The sequence below is a fragment of the Spongiactinospora sp. 9N601 genome (assembly GCF_044326295.1).
Lineage (GTDB): Bacteria > Actinomycetota > Actinomycetes > Streptosporangiales > Streptosporangiaceae > Spongiactinospora > Spongiactinospora gelatinilytica.
This window is the reverse complement of sequence record NZ_JBIRBB010000001.1, coordinates 22,603-38,840: the sequence shown is the minus strand read 5'-3', so window position 1 is coordinate 38,840 and position 16,238 is coordinate 22,603. Positions and strand designations below refer to the sequence as shown.

Genomic DNA, 16,238 nt, shown 5'->3' with positions numbered 1-16,238 from the left:
CCTACCCTCTCGGAGTGGCCGGACGGTTCAGCTCAAGGGGAGGCACCCCGGGCGTCGGGACGCCGAACACCAGGCCGTAGAAGGCCAGCTCCGCCTCCAGCACCGCGACGATGGTCTCCTCCCGCCGCCAGCCGTGCTGCTCCCCGGGGAAGGTCCGGTAGGCCCACGGGGTGCCGTGCCGGTCGAGCTCGCGTACGAAGCGCTCGGCCTGCGCGGGGTCCACGATGGCGTCCTCAAGGCCGTGCAGCAGCAGCGCGGGGCCCGAGGCCCGGGCGGCGTGCAGCAGCGGGGAGCGGGCGAGGTAGCGCCCGCGGGTGGCGGGCAGCGGCCCGATCAGCCCGTCCAGGTAGCGGGACTCGAAGTCGTGCGTCTCGGCGGCCCAGCTCTCCGGGTCGGTGATCGCGTAGTGGGCGACCGCGCCGCAGAAGACGTCGCTGTGCACGAGCGCGGCCAGCGCCGTCCAGCCGCCCGCGCTGCCGCCCCTGATCGCGATGCGCGACGCGTCGGCCCGGCCGCTCGCCACCAGGCCGGCCGCCACCCGCGCGCAGTCGCGTACGTCCACCACGCCCCACTGGTCGCGCAGCCGTTCCCGGTAGGCGCGCCCGTAGCCGGTGGAGCCGCCGTAGTTGACGTCGGCGACGCCGATCCCGCGGCTGGTGAAGTAGGCGATCTCCAGGTCCAGCGTGAGCGGGCTGACCCCGGTCGGGCCGCCGTGCACGAACAGCACGTACGGTGCGCGGCCGGCCGCCGCGCCGCGCGGCGGGTAGACATGCGCGTGCACCCCCTCGATGGTGACGGCCTCGGGGGTGGGCAGCAGGGCCCGCGCGGGCAGCCGCTTGCCGGGCGAGAGGACCGAGCGCGCGCCGTCGCGCAGGCCCACCTCGGTCACCTCGAAGGGCGTGTACGGCGAGGCCGCCACCCCCACCGCGCGGGTGGCGTCCGCCGCGATCGTGGGCGCCCAGTAGGTCGCGGTCCCGCCGATCTCGGTGATCTCGCCGGTCTCCGGGTCGAGCAGGCCGAGGTGCCTGCCGTCGGCGGTGCCGTACATCGCCACCAGCCGGTCCCCGGCCAGGGCGAACCACGTGTTGCCCAGCTTCCAGGGGGCGTCGCCGAACTCCAGGGGGAGCGGGGCGAGGTTGCGCGGCGGGTCGCCGTCCAGGCCGACCAGGTGGACGTTCCACCAGCCGTCGGGGTCGGTGATCGCGTACAGGTTGCCGGGGTCGCGCCATTCGGCCTGGATGACCGACTCCTCCGGTCCGCCCGCGATGACCCGGTACGGTCCGGCCGTGCCGTCTTCGCCGAGCGGGGCGACGCACAGTTCGGTGCCGTCCCACGGCATGCGGGGGTGGTCCCAGCCGATCCAGGCCAGGGTGCGGCCGTCGGGCGAAAGACGCGGGTTCATCAGGAAGTGCTGGGCCCGCAGGATCGGGCGGACCTCGCCGCCCGGCCGCAGCGGGACCGCCACCAGGTCCCTGCGGACGCCCTCACGGCCGGTCCCGTCGTGCGTCTCGCGTACCGCCCAGACCTCGGCGCGGCCGGGCGGCAGGTACAGGTCGGCGTAGCGGTGCGGGCCCTCCGGGGTCAGCGGCACGGGCGTGCCCCGCCCGGAGTGGCGGTAGATCCGCTGGTCGGCCCAGTTGGTGAAGACGATCTCGCCGTCGCCGGTGGGCCGCCAGGACCGGCCGCCGTACTCGATCACCCGGTTGCGGGCGTTCCAGCCCGGCGGCAGGACGTCCCTGGTCCGCCCGTCAGGGCCACGGCGGACCACACAGCGGCGCCCGCCCTCGTGCGGGCGGGGTTCGTCCCACCAGACCTCGCCGCCGTGGATCTCCACCCATTGCGGGCGGTCGTCCACGCGGGCGACGTCGGCGGGGCTGATGGAGGACAGCGTGGCAGGCTCGGACATGGTCACCAGTTACCGTCGGAAGGGGGCAGGGGGACCTCCGGCGGATGCACGACGTAGACGATTCCCCCGCTGGAGCCGCGCAGCCACACGTTCTCGAACGCGGACCGCGGATAGACCCGCCGCACCGTCTCGTCGTGCGGGGCGGCGGGATCGTTGGCGACGACGTCGCCGTCGCCGGTGAAGCCGGTCACGACCATCAGGTGGCCGCTGGTGGAGTAGCCGGAGCCGGGCAGCTCGTGCTCCTTGAACGACTGGGAGGTGATCACCGGGATGCCGGCCGCGATCAGGCGGGCCAGCTCGGCCATCGAGCGCAGCCGGGTGACGAAGCCCGCCATGCCGTACCGGCAGGCGTAGGCGACGCCGAACGGCCAGTTGCCGGTGCCCTGGTAGCTGTGGTCGTACATGTGCCTGGCGGCGTGGTCCACGGCGGGGCACGGGTCGCCCGGCCGCACCCACGCCAGCTCCTCGGGGCCGGGGCCGCGCCCCCAGTACTCCAGCACCATCGTCACGGCGGCCGGGCTGCACCAGGAGTCGCCGCCGCCGTCCCACTGCGGGTAGTGGCCGGCGTGCACCTTCTGCGACCGCCGGGGTACCGCCAGCTCCACACCCCGCACGCCGTCGGGGCGAGGTCCGGCCGTGCGCGCGCCGCGCGGCCGTACGGCGGAGGCCATCACCCCGGCCGCCGTCACGGCCGCCTCGCCCTGGCCGTGCAGCGTCAGGCGCAGCCGGAACGCCACCCACGGACGCCGCGCCACCAGCGTGTCCACGGCCACGTCGGCGTCCTCGTCACCCTGGCCGGGCAGCGAGGTGCGGTGGATGGTCTCCTCGCCGTGCGCCCACCGGCCCATGACGTACCACTTGGTGAGCCCGCCGCCGGCCGTCCTGCCGCGCAGCTCGACCGTGAGCCAGGTGCCCGGCGGGGTCACCGCGGACCAGGAGGGCACCAGCTCGGTCGCGGGAAAGCCGATCTCCCGCTCCTCCGACTCCCAGCGCCGGAAGGGGTGGGCCGCGCCGCCGTTGCCGAACGGATCGAGGTACTCGGCGGTCCCCACCGTGCTCGGCAGCACGGCGGGGAAGCGGTGCAGCACGACGCGGCTCAGATCGGCAGGCAACAGGGTGACCACCCCGCCGATTGTGGTTTCGTGCTGTTCGTGGCACATCGGATGGTTTACGTATCCACTCCCGGACCTGCCGGAATCATCGCCTGGTCAGCCACCCGGTGTAGACCGACCCGAAGCCGATGCCGTCGCTCCAGTGGTAGCCGAGCCGGTCGCCCTTCCTGGTCAGGGTGAGGGTGCCCGGGACGCACTGGCCGGCGTCGGTCAGCGACATGGTGACGGCCGAGCGGGTGGACCCGAGGGCGGTGAGCCTGCCGGTGCAACCGGTGTCGGCCTCCGTCCACTTCCCGACGGCATCGCCCGACTCCAGGGTCACCTGCACGTCGTGCTCGCGCAGGCCGAGAGTGATGTTGGGGACGATGCGCCCGCCCCAGGTGCCCTCGACCGCGTCGGGGATCTCGGCCGGGCCGGTGACGCGCTCGCCCGGAACACCGGTCTGGCCCGTCTGGGGCTCGCCGGCCTCCGTGCTCTCCTGCCGGGACGGTTCGGCGATCGGGATGGACCGTTCTGTGACGGTGTCCGGGCGGGTGGTGAGCCAGGCGACGGCGCCGCCGGCCACCAGCAGGGCGGTGGCCACCGCGACGCCCGCCAGGAGCGGCCCGCGCCTGCGCCGGTCGCCCGGCGCGCGGGTGGTCAGCGCGGATCGCCGGCTCGGATCGGTCGCCCCGGCCGCGATCCGCGCGCCCCGCTCCGCCACATCCCGGGGCAGCGGCGCCGCGGTGGATCCGCCCCCGGACGGATTGACCAGGCCGACCATCAGGTCGCGCGCGGTGGGGCGGGCCTCTGGGGCCTTGCTCAGGCAGGCCCCGACGAGCCCGCGCAGCCGCGGCGGCAACACCGAAAGGTCCGGCTCGTGGCTGAGGATCCTGTGCAGTACGGCGGGCACGGTGTCGGCCCCGAACGGCGGCGCGCCCGTCGCCGCGAACAGCACCGTGGAGGCCCACGCGAACACGTCCGACGCCTGCGTGGCCGGGGAACCGGCGATCTGCTCGGGGGACAGGTAGGCGGGGGTGCCGATCAGCCCCGAGGTGAGCGTGGAGGCCCCCTCCGCCCGCGCGATGCCGAAGTCGACCACGCGCGGGCCGTCCGGGCCGAGCAGCACGTTGGCGGGCTTGAAGTCGCGGTGGACGACCCCGGCGGCGTGTACCGCGGCCAGCGCGGTGGCCGTGCCCACCGCCAGCCGTTCGAGGTCGCCGTCGCGCAGCGGGCCGCGCTCGGCGACCCGCCGGTCCAGCGCCGGGCCCGCGACGTACTCGCTCACCAGGTACGGCTGGCGCCCGCCCACGTCGGCCGTCAGCAGCCGCGCCGTGCAGAAGGACGCGACGCTGGACAACGCCGCCAGCTCCCGCGCGAGGCGGGCGCGCGACTCCGGATCGACCCGGCTGAGCAGTTTGACCGCGACCTCCCGGCCGGACGGGTCGTGCGCGAGGTAGACGACGCCCTGGCCGCCCTCGCCCAACCGTCCGGCCAGCCGGAACTCGCCGAGGGACGGCGGATCGTCTGGGGTGAGGGGGACTGGCATGCGGCATACGTTACCGATGGTGCTGGTTCGATGCCCGCACGCGCCGGGCCGGCCGGGAGTACCGTCGAGAGCGTGCGGAGCATCGACCCGGCCGATCTCATGACCGAGCAGCCCGGCCGGACGCCGGCCTCGGCGGTGCCGGGGCCGCGTGTGTCCATCGGGTTCGGTATGAGCCCGGTATAGCTTTCTTCGGGAAACATCGATGCAGAGGACCGAAAAGGGTTACGCTGAGTTGTCCCTCAATCGCATATGGAGACCCCCGTGCCCATCGATCTCGTGTCTCGTAAGGAATGGGGCGCCCGCAAGGCCCGCGGCTCGTATACCGCGCTGAGCTCCACCAAGGGCGTCAAGGTCCACTACACCGGAGGCCGTGTCGACCCCGCCATCGTCGACGATCACGACAAGTGCACCGGCGTGGTGCGTTCCATCCAAAAGCAGCATATGGACGGCAACGGATGGATGGATATCGGCTACAGCATGGTGGCCTGCCCGCACCGCAAGGTGTTCGTCGGGCGCGGCCCCGGGCACCTGCCCGCGGCCAACGGGCCCGGGCTCAACTCCGGCCACTACGCGGTGCTCGGCCTGGTCGGCAGCTCCGGGCTGGTGACGCCGCCCGACGACATGCTGCACGCCATCCTCGACGCCATCGACCACCTGCGTGACAAGGGCGGCGCGGGCAAGGAGATCAAGGGGCACCGCGACGGCTACGCCACCAGTTGCCCCGGCGACAAGCTGTACGCCTGGGTCAAGAAGGGCGCGCCGCGCCCCGGTTCGGGCGGTGAGCCCGACCCGCCGGACGAGAAGGCCCCGCCGTGGCCGGGCCGGGTGCTGAAGTACCCGCCGATCATGCGCGGTGACGACGTCCGCACCTGGCAGGCCCGGATGCGCGCGCGCGGCTGGAGCCTCGACGTGGACGGCGCCTACGGCCCGCGCTCCCGCGAGGTCTGCGAGTCCTTCCAGCGCGAGAAGGACCTCTCGGCCACCGGCGCCGTCGACAAGGCCACCTGGGTCGCCGCCTGGGAGAAGCCCATCACCTGAGGGCGGCCACCGGGGGCCGCGACCCCTGCCCGGCCCCTGGCGCACCCCTGCCCGACCCCTGACATCGCCGCCCCCCGCGAGCCGTGGATCGGCCACCGATTACCATCCCAACATGACGGTGCCACCGCAGGAGTACACGTCCGTGGAACCGCCGCTCGCGGCGGGCTTCCCGCCCGTGACACGGGAGGATTGGCGTGCGACCGCGCTCGCGGTGCTCCGCAGGTCGGGCGTGGAGACCGATGATCCGGAGCAGGCGCTCGCGTCCACGACCCATGACGGCGTCACGGTGCTGCCCCTGTACGACGCCGCAGACGCGCCCGGCGAGCAGGGCGTCCCCGGCGCCTCGCCGTACACCAGGGGCGGCCGGCCGCTGCCCGGCTGGGACATCCGGCAGCGCCACCGCACGGCCGACTCCGCGGCGGTCCTGACCGACCTGGAGAACGGCGTCACCTCGGTCTGGCTCACCCTGACCCCCGGCGGCATCCGGCCGGGCGACCTGCCGCGCGTGCTCGACGGCGTCTACCTCGACCTGGCCCCCGTCGTGCTGGACGCCGGGGCCGACACCCGGGAGGCCGCCGAGGCGCTGTTCGCGCTCTCAGGCGGCGTCAGCGGCAACCTCGGGGCCGACCCGCTGGGCCTGGCCGCGCGCACCGGCGACGCCTCGGAGAGCACCGTGGCCGAGGGCCTGCGGGTGGCCGCCGAGCTGGCCGCGCGCTGCGTCTCCGATCGCCCGGGGCTGCGCGCGATCACCGTGGACGTCACCGCCTACCACGAGGCGGGCGGCTCCGACGCCGAGGAACTGGCCTGCGCCCTGGCCACCGGCGTGGCCTATCTGCGCACGCTCACCGAGGCCGGGCTGAGCGTGGATGACGCGTTCGGGCAACTGGAGTTCCGCTACGCGGCCACCGCCGACCAGTTCGCGACCATCGCCAAGCTGCGCGCCGCCCGGCTGATGTGGGACCGGGTGGCCCGGGCCACCGGGGCCGGCGGAGCCGCAGGTCAGCGGCAGCACGCGGTCACCTCGCCGGCGATGATGACGGCCCGCGACCCGTGGGTGAACATGCTGCGCACCACGCTGGCCTGCTTCGCGGCGGGCGTCGGCGGCGCGGACGCGGTGACGGTGCTGCCCTTCGACACCTGCCTCGGCCTGCCCGACGACTTCTCCCGCCGCATCGCCCGCAACACCCAGTCGCTGCTCCAGCAGGAGGCGCACGCCGCCAGGGTCGCCGACCCGGCGGGCGGCTCCTGGTACGCCGAGCGGCTGACCGCCGACCTCGCGCGCGCCGCCTGGGCGTGGTTCCAGGAGATCGAGCGCGCCGGCGGGATGGCCGGGGCGCTGCGGTCCGGGCTGGTGGCCGACCGGCTGGCGCGCACCTGGGAGCGGCGCAGGCGCGACATCGCGCACCGCCGCGACCCGATCACCGGTGTCAGCGAGTTCCCCGACCTCGCCGAGCGGCGGCCGGTACGCCCGCCCGCCCCGGAGGTCCGCGCGGGCGGGCTGCCCAGGATCCGATACGCCCAGGACTTCGAGGCGCTGCGCGACCTCGCCGACGCGCAGCCCGAGCGGCCCGCGGTCTTCCTGGCCACGATCGGGCCGCCGGCCGCGCACACCGCGCGGGCCACGTTCGCGGCGAACCTGTTCCAGGCGGGCGGGTTCGCCACCCCGGCGAGCGGCCCGGGCACCGACCCTGCCGCGATCGCCGCGGGTTTCGCGCGCAGCGGCGCGCGCGTCGCCTGCCTGTGCGCGAGCGACAAGCTGTACGGCGAGCACGCCGCCCCGGTGGCCGCCGCGCTGCGCGCCGCCGGCGCGCAGGGCATCTGGCTGGCGGGGAAGGGAGAGTACGAGGGCGTGGACGGCACCATCTACACCGGGTGCGACGCGCTCGGCGTGCTACGCGCCACCTTCGACCACCTGGAGGTGAGCCGGTGATACCCGATTTCTCAAAGATCGAGCTGGACGTCCCCGCGACGCCGGCCGACCTGGCCGCGTGGACCGGCGCGGTCCGCGAGGAGACCGGCAAGGACCCCGCCGACCTGCTCTGGGAGACCCCGGAGGGGATCGGCGTGAAGCAGCTCTACACCGCCGCCGACCTGGCCGGGCTCGACTTCCTTTCCACCTACCCGGGGTCGGCCCCCTTCGTGCGCGGGCCGTACCCGACGATGTACGTCAACCAGCCCTGGACCATCCGCCAGTACGCGGGCTTCTCCACCGCCGAGGAGTCCAACGCGTTCTACCGGCGCAACCTGGCCGCCGGTCAGAAGGGCCTGTCCATCGCCTTCGACCTGGCCACCCACCGGGGGTACGACTCCGACCATCCCCGGGTGGCGGGCGACGTCGGCATGGCGGGCGTGGCGATCGACTCCATCTACGACATGCGGCAGCTCTTCGACGGCATCCCGCTGGACCGGATGACCGTCTCGATGACCATGAACGGCGCGGTGCTCCCGGTGCTCGCGCTCTACATCGTGGCCGCCGAGGAACAGGGAGTGGCCCCGGAGCAACTGGCCGGGACCATCCAGAACGACATCCTCAAGGAGTTCATGGTCCGCAACACCTACATCTATCCGCCCGCCCCCTCGATGCGGATCATCTCCGACATCTTCTCCTACACCAGCGAGCGGATGCCGAAGTTCAACTCGATCTCGATCTCCGGCTACCACATCCAGGAGGCCGGGGCCACCTGCGACCTGGAGCTGGCCTACACGCTGGCCGACGGTGTGGAGTACCTCCGCGCCGGGGTGGGCGCCGGGCTGGACGTGGACGCCTTCGCCCCGCGCCTGTCCTTCTTCTGGTGCATCGGGATGAACTTCTTCATGGAGGTCGCCAAGCTGCGCGCCGCCCGGCTGCTGTGGGCGGGGCTCGTCTCGGGCTTCGGCGCGAAGAACCCCAAGTCGCTGTCGCTGCGCACGCACTCCCAGACCTCCGGCTGGTCGCTCACCGCCCAGGACGTCTTCAACAACGTGGCCCGCACCTGCGTGGAGGCGATGGCCGCCACCCAGGGCCACACCCAGTCGCTGCACACCAACGCCCTGGACGAGGCGCTGGCGCTGCCCGGCGACTTCTCGGCCAGGATCGCCCGCAACACCCAGCTCCTGCTCCAGCAGGAGTCGGGCACCACCCGGGTCATCGACCCCTGGGGCGGCTCCTACTACGTCGAGCGCCTCACCCACGAGCTGGCCCGCCGGGCGTGGGGCCACATCGCCGAGGTGGAGGCGGCCGGCGGGATGGCCAAGGCGATCGACGCCGGGCTGCCCAAGCTGCGCATCGAGGAGGCCGCCGCCCGCACCCAGGCCCGGATCGACTCCGGGCGCCAGCCGGTGATCGGGGTCAACCTCTACCGGGCGACCTCCGACGAGGACATCGAGGTCCTCAAGGTGGACAACACCGAGGTGCGCCGCCGCCAGCTCGACAAGCTGGCCCGGCTGCGCGCCGAACGCGACCCGCAGGCCGTACGGGCCGCGCTGGACGCGCTGACCGAGGGCGCGGCGGGCACCGCCAACCTGCTCGCGCTCGCGGTGGACGCCGCCCGGGCCAAGGCCACCGTGGGGGAGATCTCCGACGCGCTGGAGAAGGTCTTCGGCCGGCATGCGGGTCAGGTCCGTACCATCAGCGGGGTGTATCGCGAGGAGGTGGGCACCGCGACCGAGGCGGTCCGTGCCGCGTGCGCCGCGTTCGAGCGCGCCGAGGGCAGGCGGCCCAGGATCCTGGTGGCCAAGATGGGGCAGGACGGTCACGACCGGGGCCAGAAGGTGATCGCCACCGCGTTCGCCGACCTCGGCTTCGACGTCGATGTGGGCCCGCTGTTCCAGACCCCCGACGAGGTGGCCCGCCAGGCGGTCGAGGCCGACGTCCACATCGTGGGCGTCTCCTCCCTGGCGGCGGGGCACCTCACGCTGGTGCCCGCGCTGCGCGACGCGCTGGCCGCGGCCGGCCGGGCGGACATCATGATCGTGGTCGGCGGGGTCATCCCGCCGGGCGACCACGACGCGCTGCGCGCCGCGGGGGCGGCGGCCATCTTCCCGCCGGGCACCGTCATCTCCGAGGCCGCGCTCGGCCTGCTCGGCGAGCTGGCGCATCGGCTGGGTCATGACGCTTGACGACTACGTGGCGGGCGTCAAGGACGGCTCCCGGGCGTGGATCGCGCGGGCCATCACGCTCGTCGAGTCGGCCCGGCCCGACCACCGGGCGCTGGCCCAGCGGCTGCTGGTCGAGCTGACCCCGCTGTCCGGCAACGCCCGCAGGGTGGGCATCTCCGGAGTGCCGGGGGCGGGCAAGTCGACGTTCATCGACGCCCTCGGCCTGCGGCTGACCGGCGAGGGGCACCGCGTCGCGGTGCTCGCCGTCGATCCCTCCTCCAGCCGCAGCGGCGGCAGCATCCTGGGCGACAAGACCCGCATGGCCCGCCTGGCCGCCGACCCCGCCGCCTTCATCAGGCCCTCGCCCACCGCGGGCACGCTCGGCGGCGTGGCCAAGGCGACCCGGGAGGCCATGGTGGTGGTCGAGGCGGCCGGGTTCGACACCGTGCTGGTGGAGACCGTCGGCGTCGGGCAGTCCGAGACCGCGGTGGCCGACATGGTGGACACCTTCGTGCTGCTCACCCTGGCCCGCACCGGCGACCAGTTGCAGGGCATCAAGAAGGGCGTGGTCGAGCTGGCCGACGTGATCGCGGTGAACAAGGCCGACGGCGATCACGAACTGGCCGCGCGCAAGGCCGCCAGGGAACTGGCCGGGGCGCTGCGCATGCTCCGCGGGGAGGGACCGCCGCCACCGGTGCTGACCTGTAGCGGCATGACCGGCGCCGGCCTCGATGAGCTGTGGGCGAAGGTCATCGCCCACCAGGAGCGCTCGGACGTCGCCGGACGCCGCCGCCGCCAGCAGGTCGGCTGGACCTGGACGCTGGTCCGCGACCGGCTGCTGACGGAGCTGCGCGACCACCCCGACGTCGCGGCCATCGCCGGCGAGGTCGAACGCGAGGTCCTGTCCGGTACGCTCACCCCGGCGCTGGCCGCCGACCGCATCCTGGCCGCCTTCACCCGGTGACTTCTCCAGGCGGAGAGGTTCCGCCTCCCACGGTGACAAGCATCGTACTCACGAGGTGGGATTCCGCACCCCGGTCCGGTCACGGTCCGCTGACATCGTGTGACGATTGCCAGCGAACCGATCACGGGAGGCCGTCGTGGACCAGGATCCGCCGCTGCCCGAGCGCGTGGCACGGTCGCTCGCCGAATACCGGGCGCTGCTCGCCGAGCACGGGCCCACCTGGGGCGAGGCGCCGATCATGTTCGTCCAGCAAATGCTGACGAACCCGTACCTGACCCGCAAGCACGACTTCTGGGGGGTCGCGAGCAAACTGGCCCTGGCCGCCCACCCCGGCACGCCGGAGAGCGAGCTGAACGACCGGATCGCCGAACTCGACATGGACGAGATCGTCCGCGACGCCCTGCGCGGCGAGGTCCTCGACAACATGGCCGCGCTGCGGATCTCCCCTGGGCGGGTGTTCGTGGAGGCGATGCCGCAGGCGGTGCTGCCCGGCCGGCCGTTCGCCACCAGCCTGCTGCTGGACTCCTCGCGAGACCGGCCGGTCACGGTGACCGTGGACGGCGTGCGGCACGAGATCCGGCCGGGCGGGGCGCGGATGGTGCGGATCACCTCGAAGTCCACCGTGGAGGTGGACGGCGACCGGGTGGGGCTCGCCGTGCTGACCCGGCGGGCGGAGGCGGCCAGGCTGCGCCTGCGGGCCGGGTTCCCCTGCCGGTGGAGCGTGCTCGGCGGCAACGACCAGGGCTGGTACCCCGACGGCGTGCCGCACCGCCGCGACTACCACCGCATGCCGTACTTCCACGGCGACGACATCGTGCTCGACGTGCCCGCCGAACCGCTCACCCTGCGGGTGACCCGGGGCATGGAGTACGGCACGGCCGAGACCGTGGTGATCCCCCCGCCCGGCCGGGAGACGGTGGTGGACATGTCCCCGGCGCGGCTGTACGACGCGGCGGCCCGCGGCTGGTACGGCGGCGACCTGCACGTCCACCTCAACTGGGCGGGAGACGTGGTCGGCACCCCGGCCGACGCCGCCGCCGTCCAGCACGGCGAGGACCTGCACGTGCTCAACCTGGTGGCGGGCAACATCGCCACCGGCCGGGTCTACGACGCCGAGGCGCTGCGGCACTGGGCCGGGCGCGACCTGCCGTGGTCGGACGGCGGCCACATCGCCAGGATGGGCGTGGAGTACCGCAACGACCTGCTCGGCCACCTCTTCGCCTTCGGGGTGAGCGCCCCGCCCGAGAGGTTCCACACCGGTTTCGCGGGCGACCCGGACTGGCCGCCGAACGAGGCCGGCTGCGCCGAACTGCGCGACCTGGGGGCGGTCCTCGGCTACAGCCACCCCTTCCACCAGCAGGCCCACGAGCACGACGGCCCCGAGCGGGCGCTGGGCTCCGGGCGCTGCTGCGCGGCCAGGGAGATCGTCGCCGACGCCGCGCTCGGCCTGGTCGACGCGCTCGACGTGGTCAACCACTCCTCGGTGACCGGCACCGCGGCCGTCTACCGCAGGCTGATCGGCGCCGGCAACCGGCTGGCCGTCACCGCGGGCACCGACACGATGATCTCCTTCACCCGGCGCGGCAGCCAGTCCGCCCCGCCGGGCTGGGGGCGCGTCTACGCCAAGGTGGACGGGCCGCTGAGCGCCGGGTCCTTCGCCGCGGCGATCCGCGCCGGCCGTACCTTCGCCACCACCGGCCCATGGCTGGAACTCGACGTCGAGGGCCTCGGCCCCGGCGACACGCTCGATCTGGACGAGCGCGGCGGGCAGATCAGGGTCACCGTACGGGCCATCGGCCCCGAGGTCGAGCGGCTGTCCATCCGCACGGCGAGCGGCACCGCCGCCGAAGGCCCCCCCGACGGCCTTTCCGTCACGCTCGACGTGACCGAGCCGACCTACGTGCTGGCGATCGCCCAGGGCGGCCCGCACCCCCGCGCGATGCGGGCCGACGTCTACGCCTGCACCAGCCCGGTCTACGTCGATCTCGCCGGGGCGCACGTGGCGCGGGAGGACGACGTGCGGTGGTGCCTGGACTGGCTGGACCGGCTGGAGGAGATGGTCGGGCGGGAGGGCCGCCTGACCGCGCCCGGGCAGTTCGCCGACCATGTGGCGCTCTACGACAGGGCGCGCGCCGTCTACCGCTCCCGGCTGGCCGCCCGCTGACCTTTACCGGCCCGCCGGTCGGGAAGAAGTCGGTCATGCGGACGAATCGGATGATCGCGGCGTTTTCCCCAGGAGCGGCGCTCTCGGCGGTCCCGGCCTCCCGGCGGGGGTGGGTGTCGCGGACGAGGTCCCGGCTCGGCGCGCTGGACCGGCGGCTGTTCGCCGCCGTGGCGAAGGCGGATTGGCCGGCCGGGGACCAGGTGCTGCCCGCGTTGTCACGGGCGGCGGACAACTCGCTGCTGTGGGCCGGGTTCGCGGCCGGGCTCGCGGTGAGCGGGCGGCGCCGGCTGCGCCGGGCGGCGACCCGGGGCCTGCTCGCGGTCAGCCTGGCCAGCCCGCTGGTCAACCTCGCCACCAAGCAGGCGTTCGGCCGCCGCCGGCCGTCCGGGATCGAGCTTCCGCTGGCCCGGCTACTGGCCATGCCGACGTCCACGTCGTTCCCGTCGGGCCACTCGGCGTCGGCCGCCGCGTTCGCCACCGCCGTGGCGATGGAGGCCCCGCCGCGGGTGGCGGTGCCGGTCGCCCTGGTGGCGGCGGCGGTGTGCTTCTCCCGCGTCTACACCGGTGTCCACTATCCCGGCGACGTGCTCGCCGGCGCGGGCATCGGGGTCGCCACCGGGCTGCTCACCCGGCGGCTGTGGCCGGACGCCGCCGAGGCCGGGCGGGCGCGGGCGGCGGCGACCGCGCCGCTGCTCGACCTCGATCCACGCGGGGCCGGGGTGGTCGCGGTGATCAACCCGTCCTCGGCCGAGACCGCGCAGACCGCGGACGCGCTGCGCGCCGGACTGCCCGCCGCCGACATCGTGACGCCCGGCCCGGACGCCGACATCGCCGCGGTCATGCGGGAGGCCGCCGGGCGGGCCACCGTGCTCGCCGTCGCGGGCGGCGACGGCTCGGCGAGCCGGGCCGCCGCCGCGGCCCTGGAACACGGCCGCCCGCTGCTGGTGGTGCCCGCGGGCAGCTTCGACCACTTCGCGCGCACGCTCGGCATCGAGACGCCGCAGGAGGCGGTGGCCGCCTACCGGTCCGGGCAGGCCGTCACGGTGGACGTGGGCGAGGCGGCGGGCCGGGTGTTCCTCAACAACGCCGGCCTCGGCCTGTACCCGGCGCTGGTGGACCGCAGGGAGGCCCGCGAGCACCGGATCGGCAAGTGGCCCGCGCTGCTGTGGGCGCTGGGCGAGCTGCTGGCCGGCGGGGCGCGGCCGGTCGAGGTGGAGGTGGACGGCACGCCGTACCGGGCGTGGCTGCTGTTCGTCGGCAACTGCCGCTACGACGTGCGCGGCGCCGCGCCCACCCGGCGGGCCAGGCTGGAGGACGGCGTGCTGGACATCCGGCTGCTGGCCGCCGCCGGGCGGCTGCCCCGGCTGCGCGCGTTCACCAGCGTGATCGGCGGGCGGCTCGGCCTGTCCCGGCACTACCACCAGTGGAAGGCCGACAACCTGCACGTCACGACCCCTTCCGGGAAGGTGCGCCTGGCCTGTGACGGCGAGACGTTCACCGCCCGCGGGCCGGTCACGTTCGCCAAACGACCCCGGGCGCTTGCCGTGCTCCGTGACATCGGGTAAGCTTTTTCCGCTTTGTTGCCGTCCCAAGGGGAGCCCGTTGAGGATCTGAGGTCCGGACACCGCGCCGGTGGCCCGTTCTGGTGGCCCGTGCGCGTCTGACCTCAGATGACCGCCCTCGACAACGGACGGCGATCTTCTACGCCGGGCGTACCGCCCGCGGTGTCCAGCAGGTACCGAATGCCGGAGATACCACCGTGGGGAGCCGCCTTATGTCCTTTGCCATCGTCTGTGATGACATCTCCTTCGCCTGGCCGGACGGCACGCCGGTGCTCGACGGCCTCGACCTCGCCCTGGGCGACGGCGCCACCGGCCTGATCGGCGTCAACGGCGCGGGCAAGTCCACCCTGCTGAAGATCATCGCCGGGGAGCTGCGCCCGCGCTCGGGCACGGTCACCGTGGCGGGCGAGGTCGGCTACCTCCCGCAGGACCTGCCGCTCGGCACCGCGGCCACCGTCTCGGACCTGCTCGGGATCAGCGCCGCCCGGCGCGCGCTGCACGCCATCGAGCGGGGCGAGGTGGGCGAGGAGAACTTCGCCGCCGTCGGCGACGACTGGGACGTCGAAGAACGCGCCCGCGCCGAACTCGACCGGCTCGGCCTCACCGAGATCGAGCTGGACCGCACGGTCGGCGCCCTGTCCGGCGGCGAGACCGTCATGGTGGGCCTGGCCGCGCAGTTCCTGCGCCGCCCCGACGTGCTGCTGCTCGACGAGCCGACCAACAACCTGGACCTCGACGCCAGGCGGCGGCTCTATGCGGCCGTCACGTCCTGGCCGGGGGTCATGGTGATCGTCAGCCACGACCGCGAGCTGCTGGACCTGGTCGACCGGGTGGCCGACCTCGCCGACGGCGAGGTCCGGATCTACGGCGGCAACCTGTCGGCGTACGAGGAGGTCCTGGCGGCCGAGCGGGAGGCCGCCGAGCGGATGGTCCGGGTGGCCGAGGCCGACGTGCGCCGCCAGCAGCGGGAGCTGATCGAGGCCAGGACCAAGCTGGACCGCAGGGCCCGCTACGGCAAGAAGATGAGCGAGAACAAGCGCGAGCCGAAGATCGTGATGGGCGAGCGCAAGCGGCAGGCCCAGGTGTCCGCGGGCAAGCACCGCAACACGCACATCGAGCGGCTGGACGACGCCCGCCGCCGGCTCACCGAGGCCGAGGAGTCGGTCAGGGACACCGCGGAGATCCGGATCGACCTGCCGGGCACCGAGGTGCCTGCCGGTCGTACCGTGCTGACCCTGGGCATCGCCGGCGCGCGGGAGCTGGTGGTGCGCGGACCCGAGCGGATCGCGCTGCTCGGGCCGAACGGCGCGGGCAAGACCACGCTGCTGCGGACCGTGGCGGGGGAGATCGCCCCCGGCGCGGCGGGCCGGGGCGTGCCGGTCGAGACGGTGAGCACCGGCGTGGCCGGGGTGCGTTACCTGCCGCAGCGGCTGGACCTGCTGGACGACTCGCTGAGCGTGCTGGGGAACGTGCGGAGGTTCGCGCCCGCCGCGACCGACAACGCGATCAGGGCGCGGCTGGCCAGGTTTCTCTTCCGGGGGGATCGGGCCGATCAGGTCGCGGGCACCCTGTCCGGCGGCGAGCGGTTCCGTGCGGTGCTCGCGGCGCTGTTGTGCGCCGAGCCGCCGCCGCAACTGCTGCTGCTCGACGAGCCGACCAACAACCTGGACCTGGCGAGTGTCCGCCGCCTGGTGGAGTCGCTGGCGGCCTACCGGGGAGCTCTCGTGGCGGCGAGCCACGACCTGGCCTTTCTCGGCGAGATCGGGATCACCAGGACGTTGCGCGTCGGCGCGGAGGGTGAGCTGACCGAGGAGCCCTGGCCACAGTGAGCCGGGGGCATGGCGGCGCGGCCATGCCCCCGGCCCCCGGGCCTGCTATCTGGACCGC

10 protein-coding genes are annotated in these 16,238 nt (G+C 74.2%); 7 read left to right on the top strand and 3 right to left on the bottom strand.

The window, feature by feature from the left end:
- Position 1: 1 nt before the first annotated feature.
- From ACH34R_RS00155 to ACH34R_RS00145, 3 genes are all read right to left on the bottom strand, one after another.
- Complete coding sequence (locus ACH34R_RS00155) at positions 2-1,906, bottom strand: prolyl oligopeptidase family serine peptidase (RefSeq protein WP_397559226.1); 1,905 nt, start codon at positions 1,904-1,906, stop codon at positions 2-4.
- A gap of 2 nt (positions 1,907-1,908) precedes the next feature.
- Positions 1,909-3,030 carry a C39 family peptidase gene (locus ACH34R_RS00150; RefSeq protein ID WP_397559225.1) on the bottom strand — a complete coding sequence of 374 codons (1,122 nt, stop codon included), beginning with the start codon at positions 3,028-3,030 and terminating at the stop codon, positions 1,909-1,911.
- Between the two features lie 73 nt (positions 3,031-3,103).
- A complete protein-coding gene (locus ACH34R_RS00145) occupies positions 3,104-4,546 on the bottom strand; it encodes a protein kinase (RefSeq protein ID WP_397559224.1) in 1,443 nt (480 codons plus the stop codon).
- A 261-nt stretch (positions 4,547-4,807) separates the two neighbouring features.
- Between ACH34R_RS00145 and ACH34R_RS00140 the strand changes: the two genes are divergently transcribed.
- The 7 genes from ACH34R_RS00140 to ACH34R_RS00110 all read left to right on the top strand — a co-directional run bounded on the left by ACH34R_RS00140 (position 4,808) and on the right by ACH34R_RS00110 (position 16,180).
- On the top strand, positions 4,808-5,584 hold the full coding sequence (locus tag ACH34R_RS00140; RefSeq protein WP_397559223.1) for an N-acetylmuramoyl-L-alanine amidase: 777 nt from the start codon (positions 4,808-4,810) through the stop codon (positions 5,582-5,584).
- A gap of 112 nt (positions 5,585-5,696) precedes the next feature.
- Positions 5,697-7,514, top strand: coding sequence for a methylmalonyl-CoA mutase family protein (locus ACH34R_RS00135; protein WP_397559222.1), 1,818 nt, complete (start codon positions 5,697-5,699; stop codon positions 7,512-7,514).
- Positions 7,511-9,682, top strand: a complete 2,172-nt coding sequence (gene scpA / locus ACH34R_RS00130; RefSeq protein ID WP_397559221.1) for a methylmalonyl-CoA mutase — start codon at positions 7,511-7,513, stop codon at positions 9,680-9,682. The genes ACH34R_RS00135 and scpA overlap by 4 nt, the downstream gene beginning before the upstream one ends.
- Positions 9,672-10,625, top strand: coding sequence for a methylmalonyl Co-A mutase-associated GTPase MeaB (meaB, locus tag ACH34R_RS00125; protein ID WP_111168745.1), 954 nt, complete (start codon positions 9,672-9,674; stop codon positions 10,623-10,625). The genes scpA and meaB overlap by 11 nt, the downstream gene beginning before the upstream one ends.
- Positions 10,626-10,761: 136 nt before the next feature.
- Positions 10,762-12,789, top strand: coding sequence for a CehA/McbA family metallohydrolase (locus ACH34R_RS00120; RefSeq protein ID WP_397559220.1), 2,028 nt, complete (start codon positions 10,762-10,764; stop codon positions 12,787-12,789).
- Between the two features lie 35 nt (positions 12,790-12,824).
- Positions 12,825-14,354, top strand: a complete 1,530-nt coding sequence (locus ACH34R_RS00115; protein WP_397559219.1) for a bifunctional phosphatase PAP2/diacylglycerol kinase family protein — start codon at positions 12,825-12,827, stop codon at positions 14,352-14,354.
- A 209-nt stretch (positions 14,355-14,563) separates the two neighbouring features.
- Positions 14,564-16,180, top strand: coding sequence for an ABC-F family ATP-binding cassette domain-containing protein (locus ACH34R_RS00110; RefSeq protein WP_397559218.1), 1,617 nt, complete (start codon positions 14,564-14,566; stop codon positions 16,178-16,180).
- The last annotated feature ends 58 nt before the right edge of the window (positions 16,181-16,238 follow it).

Coding starts and splice junctions, on each gene's coding strand:
- ACH34R_RS00135 (WP_397559222.1), top strand. CDS start 5,697: ATGACGGTGCCACCGCAGGAGTACACGTCCGTGGAACCGCCGCTCGCG.
- meaB (WP_111168745.1), top strand. CDS start 9,672: ATGACGCTTGACGACTACGTGGCGGGCGTCAAGGACGGCTCCCGGGCG.
- ACH34R_RS00110 (WP_397559218.1), top strand. CDS start 14,564: ATGTCCTTTGCCATCGTCTGTGATGACATCTCCTTCGCCTGGCCGGAC.
- ACH34R_RS00115 (WP_397559219.1), top strand. CDS start 12,825: ATGCGGACGAATCGGATGATCGCGGCGTTTTCCCCAGGAGCGGCGCTC.
- ACH34R_RS00155 (WP_397559226.1), bottom strand. CDS start 1,906: ATGTCCGAGCCTGCCACGCTGTCCTCCATCAGCCCCGCCGACGTCGCC.
- ACH34R_RS00145 (WP_397559224.1), bottom strand. CDS start 4,546: ATGCCAGTCCCCCTCACCCCAGACGATCCGCCGTCCCTCGGCGAGTTC.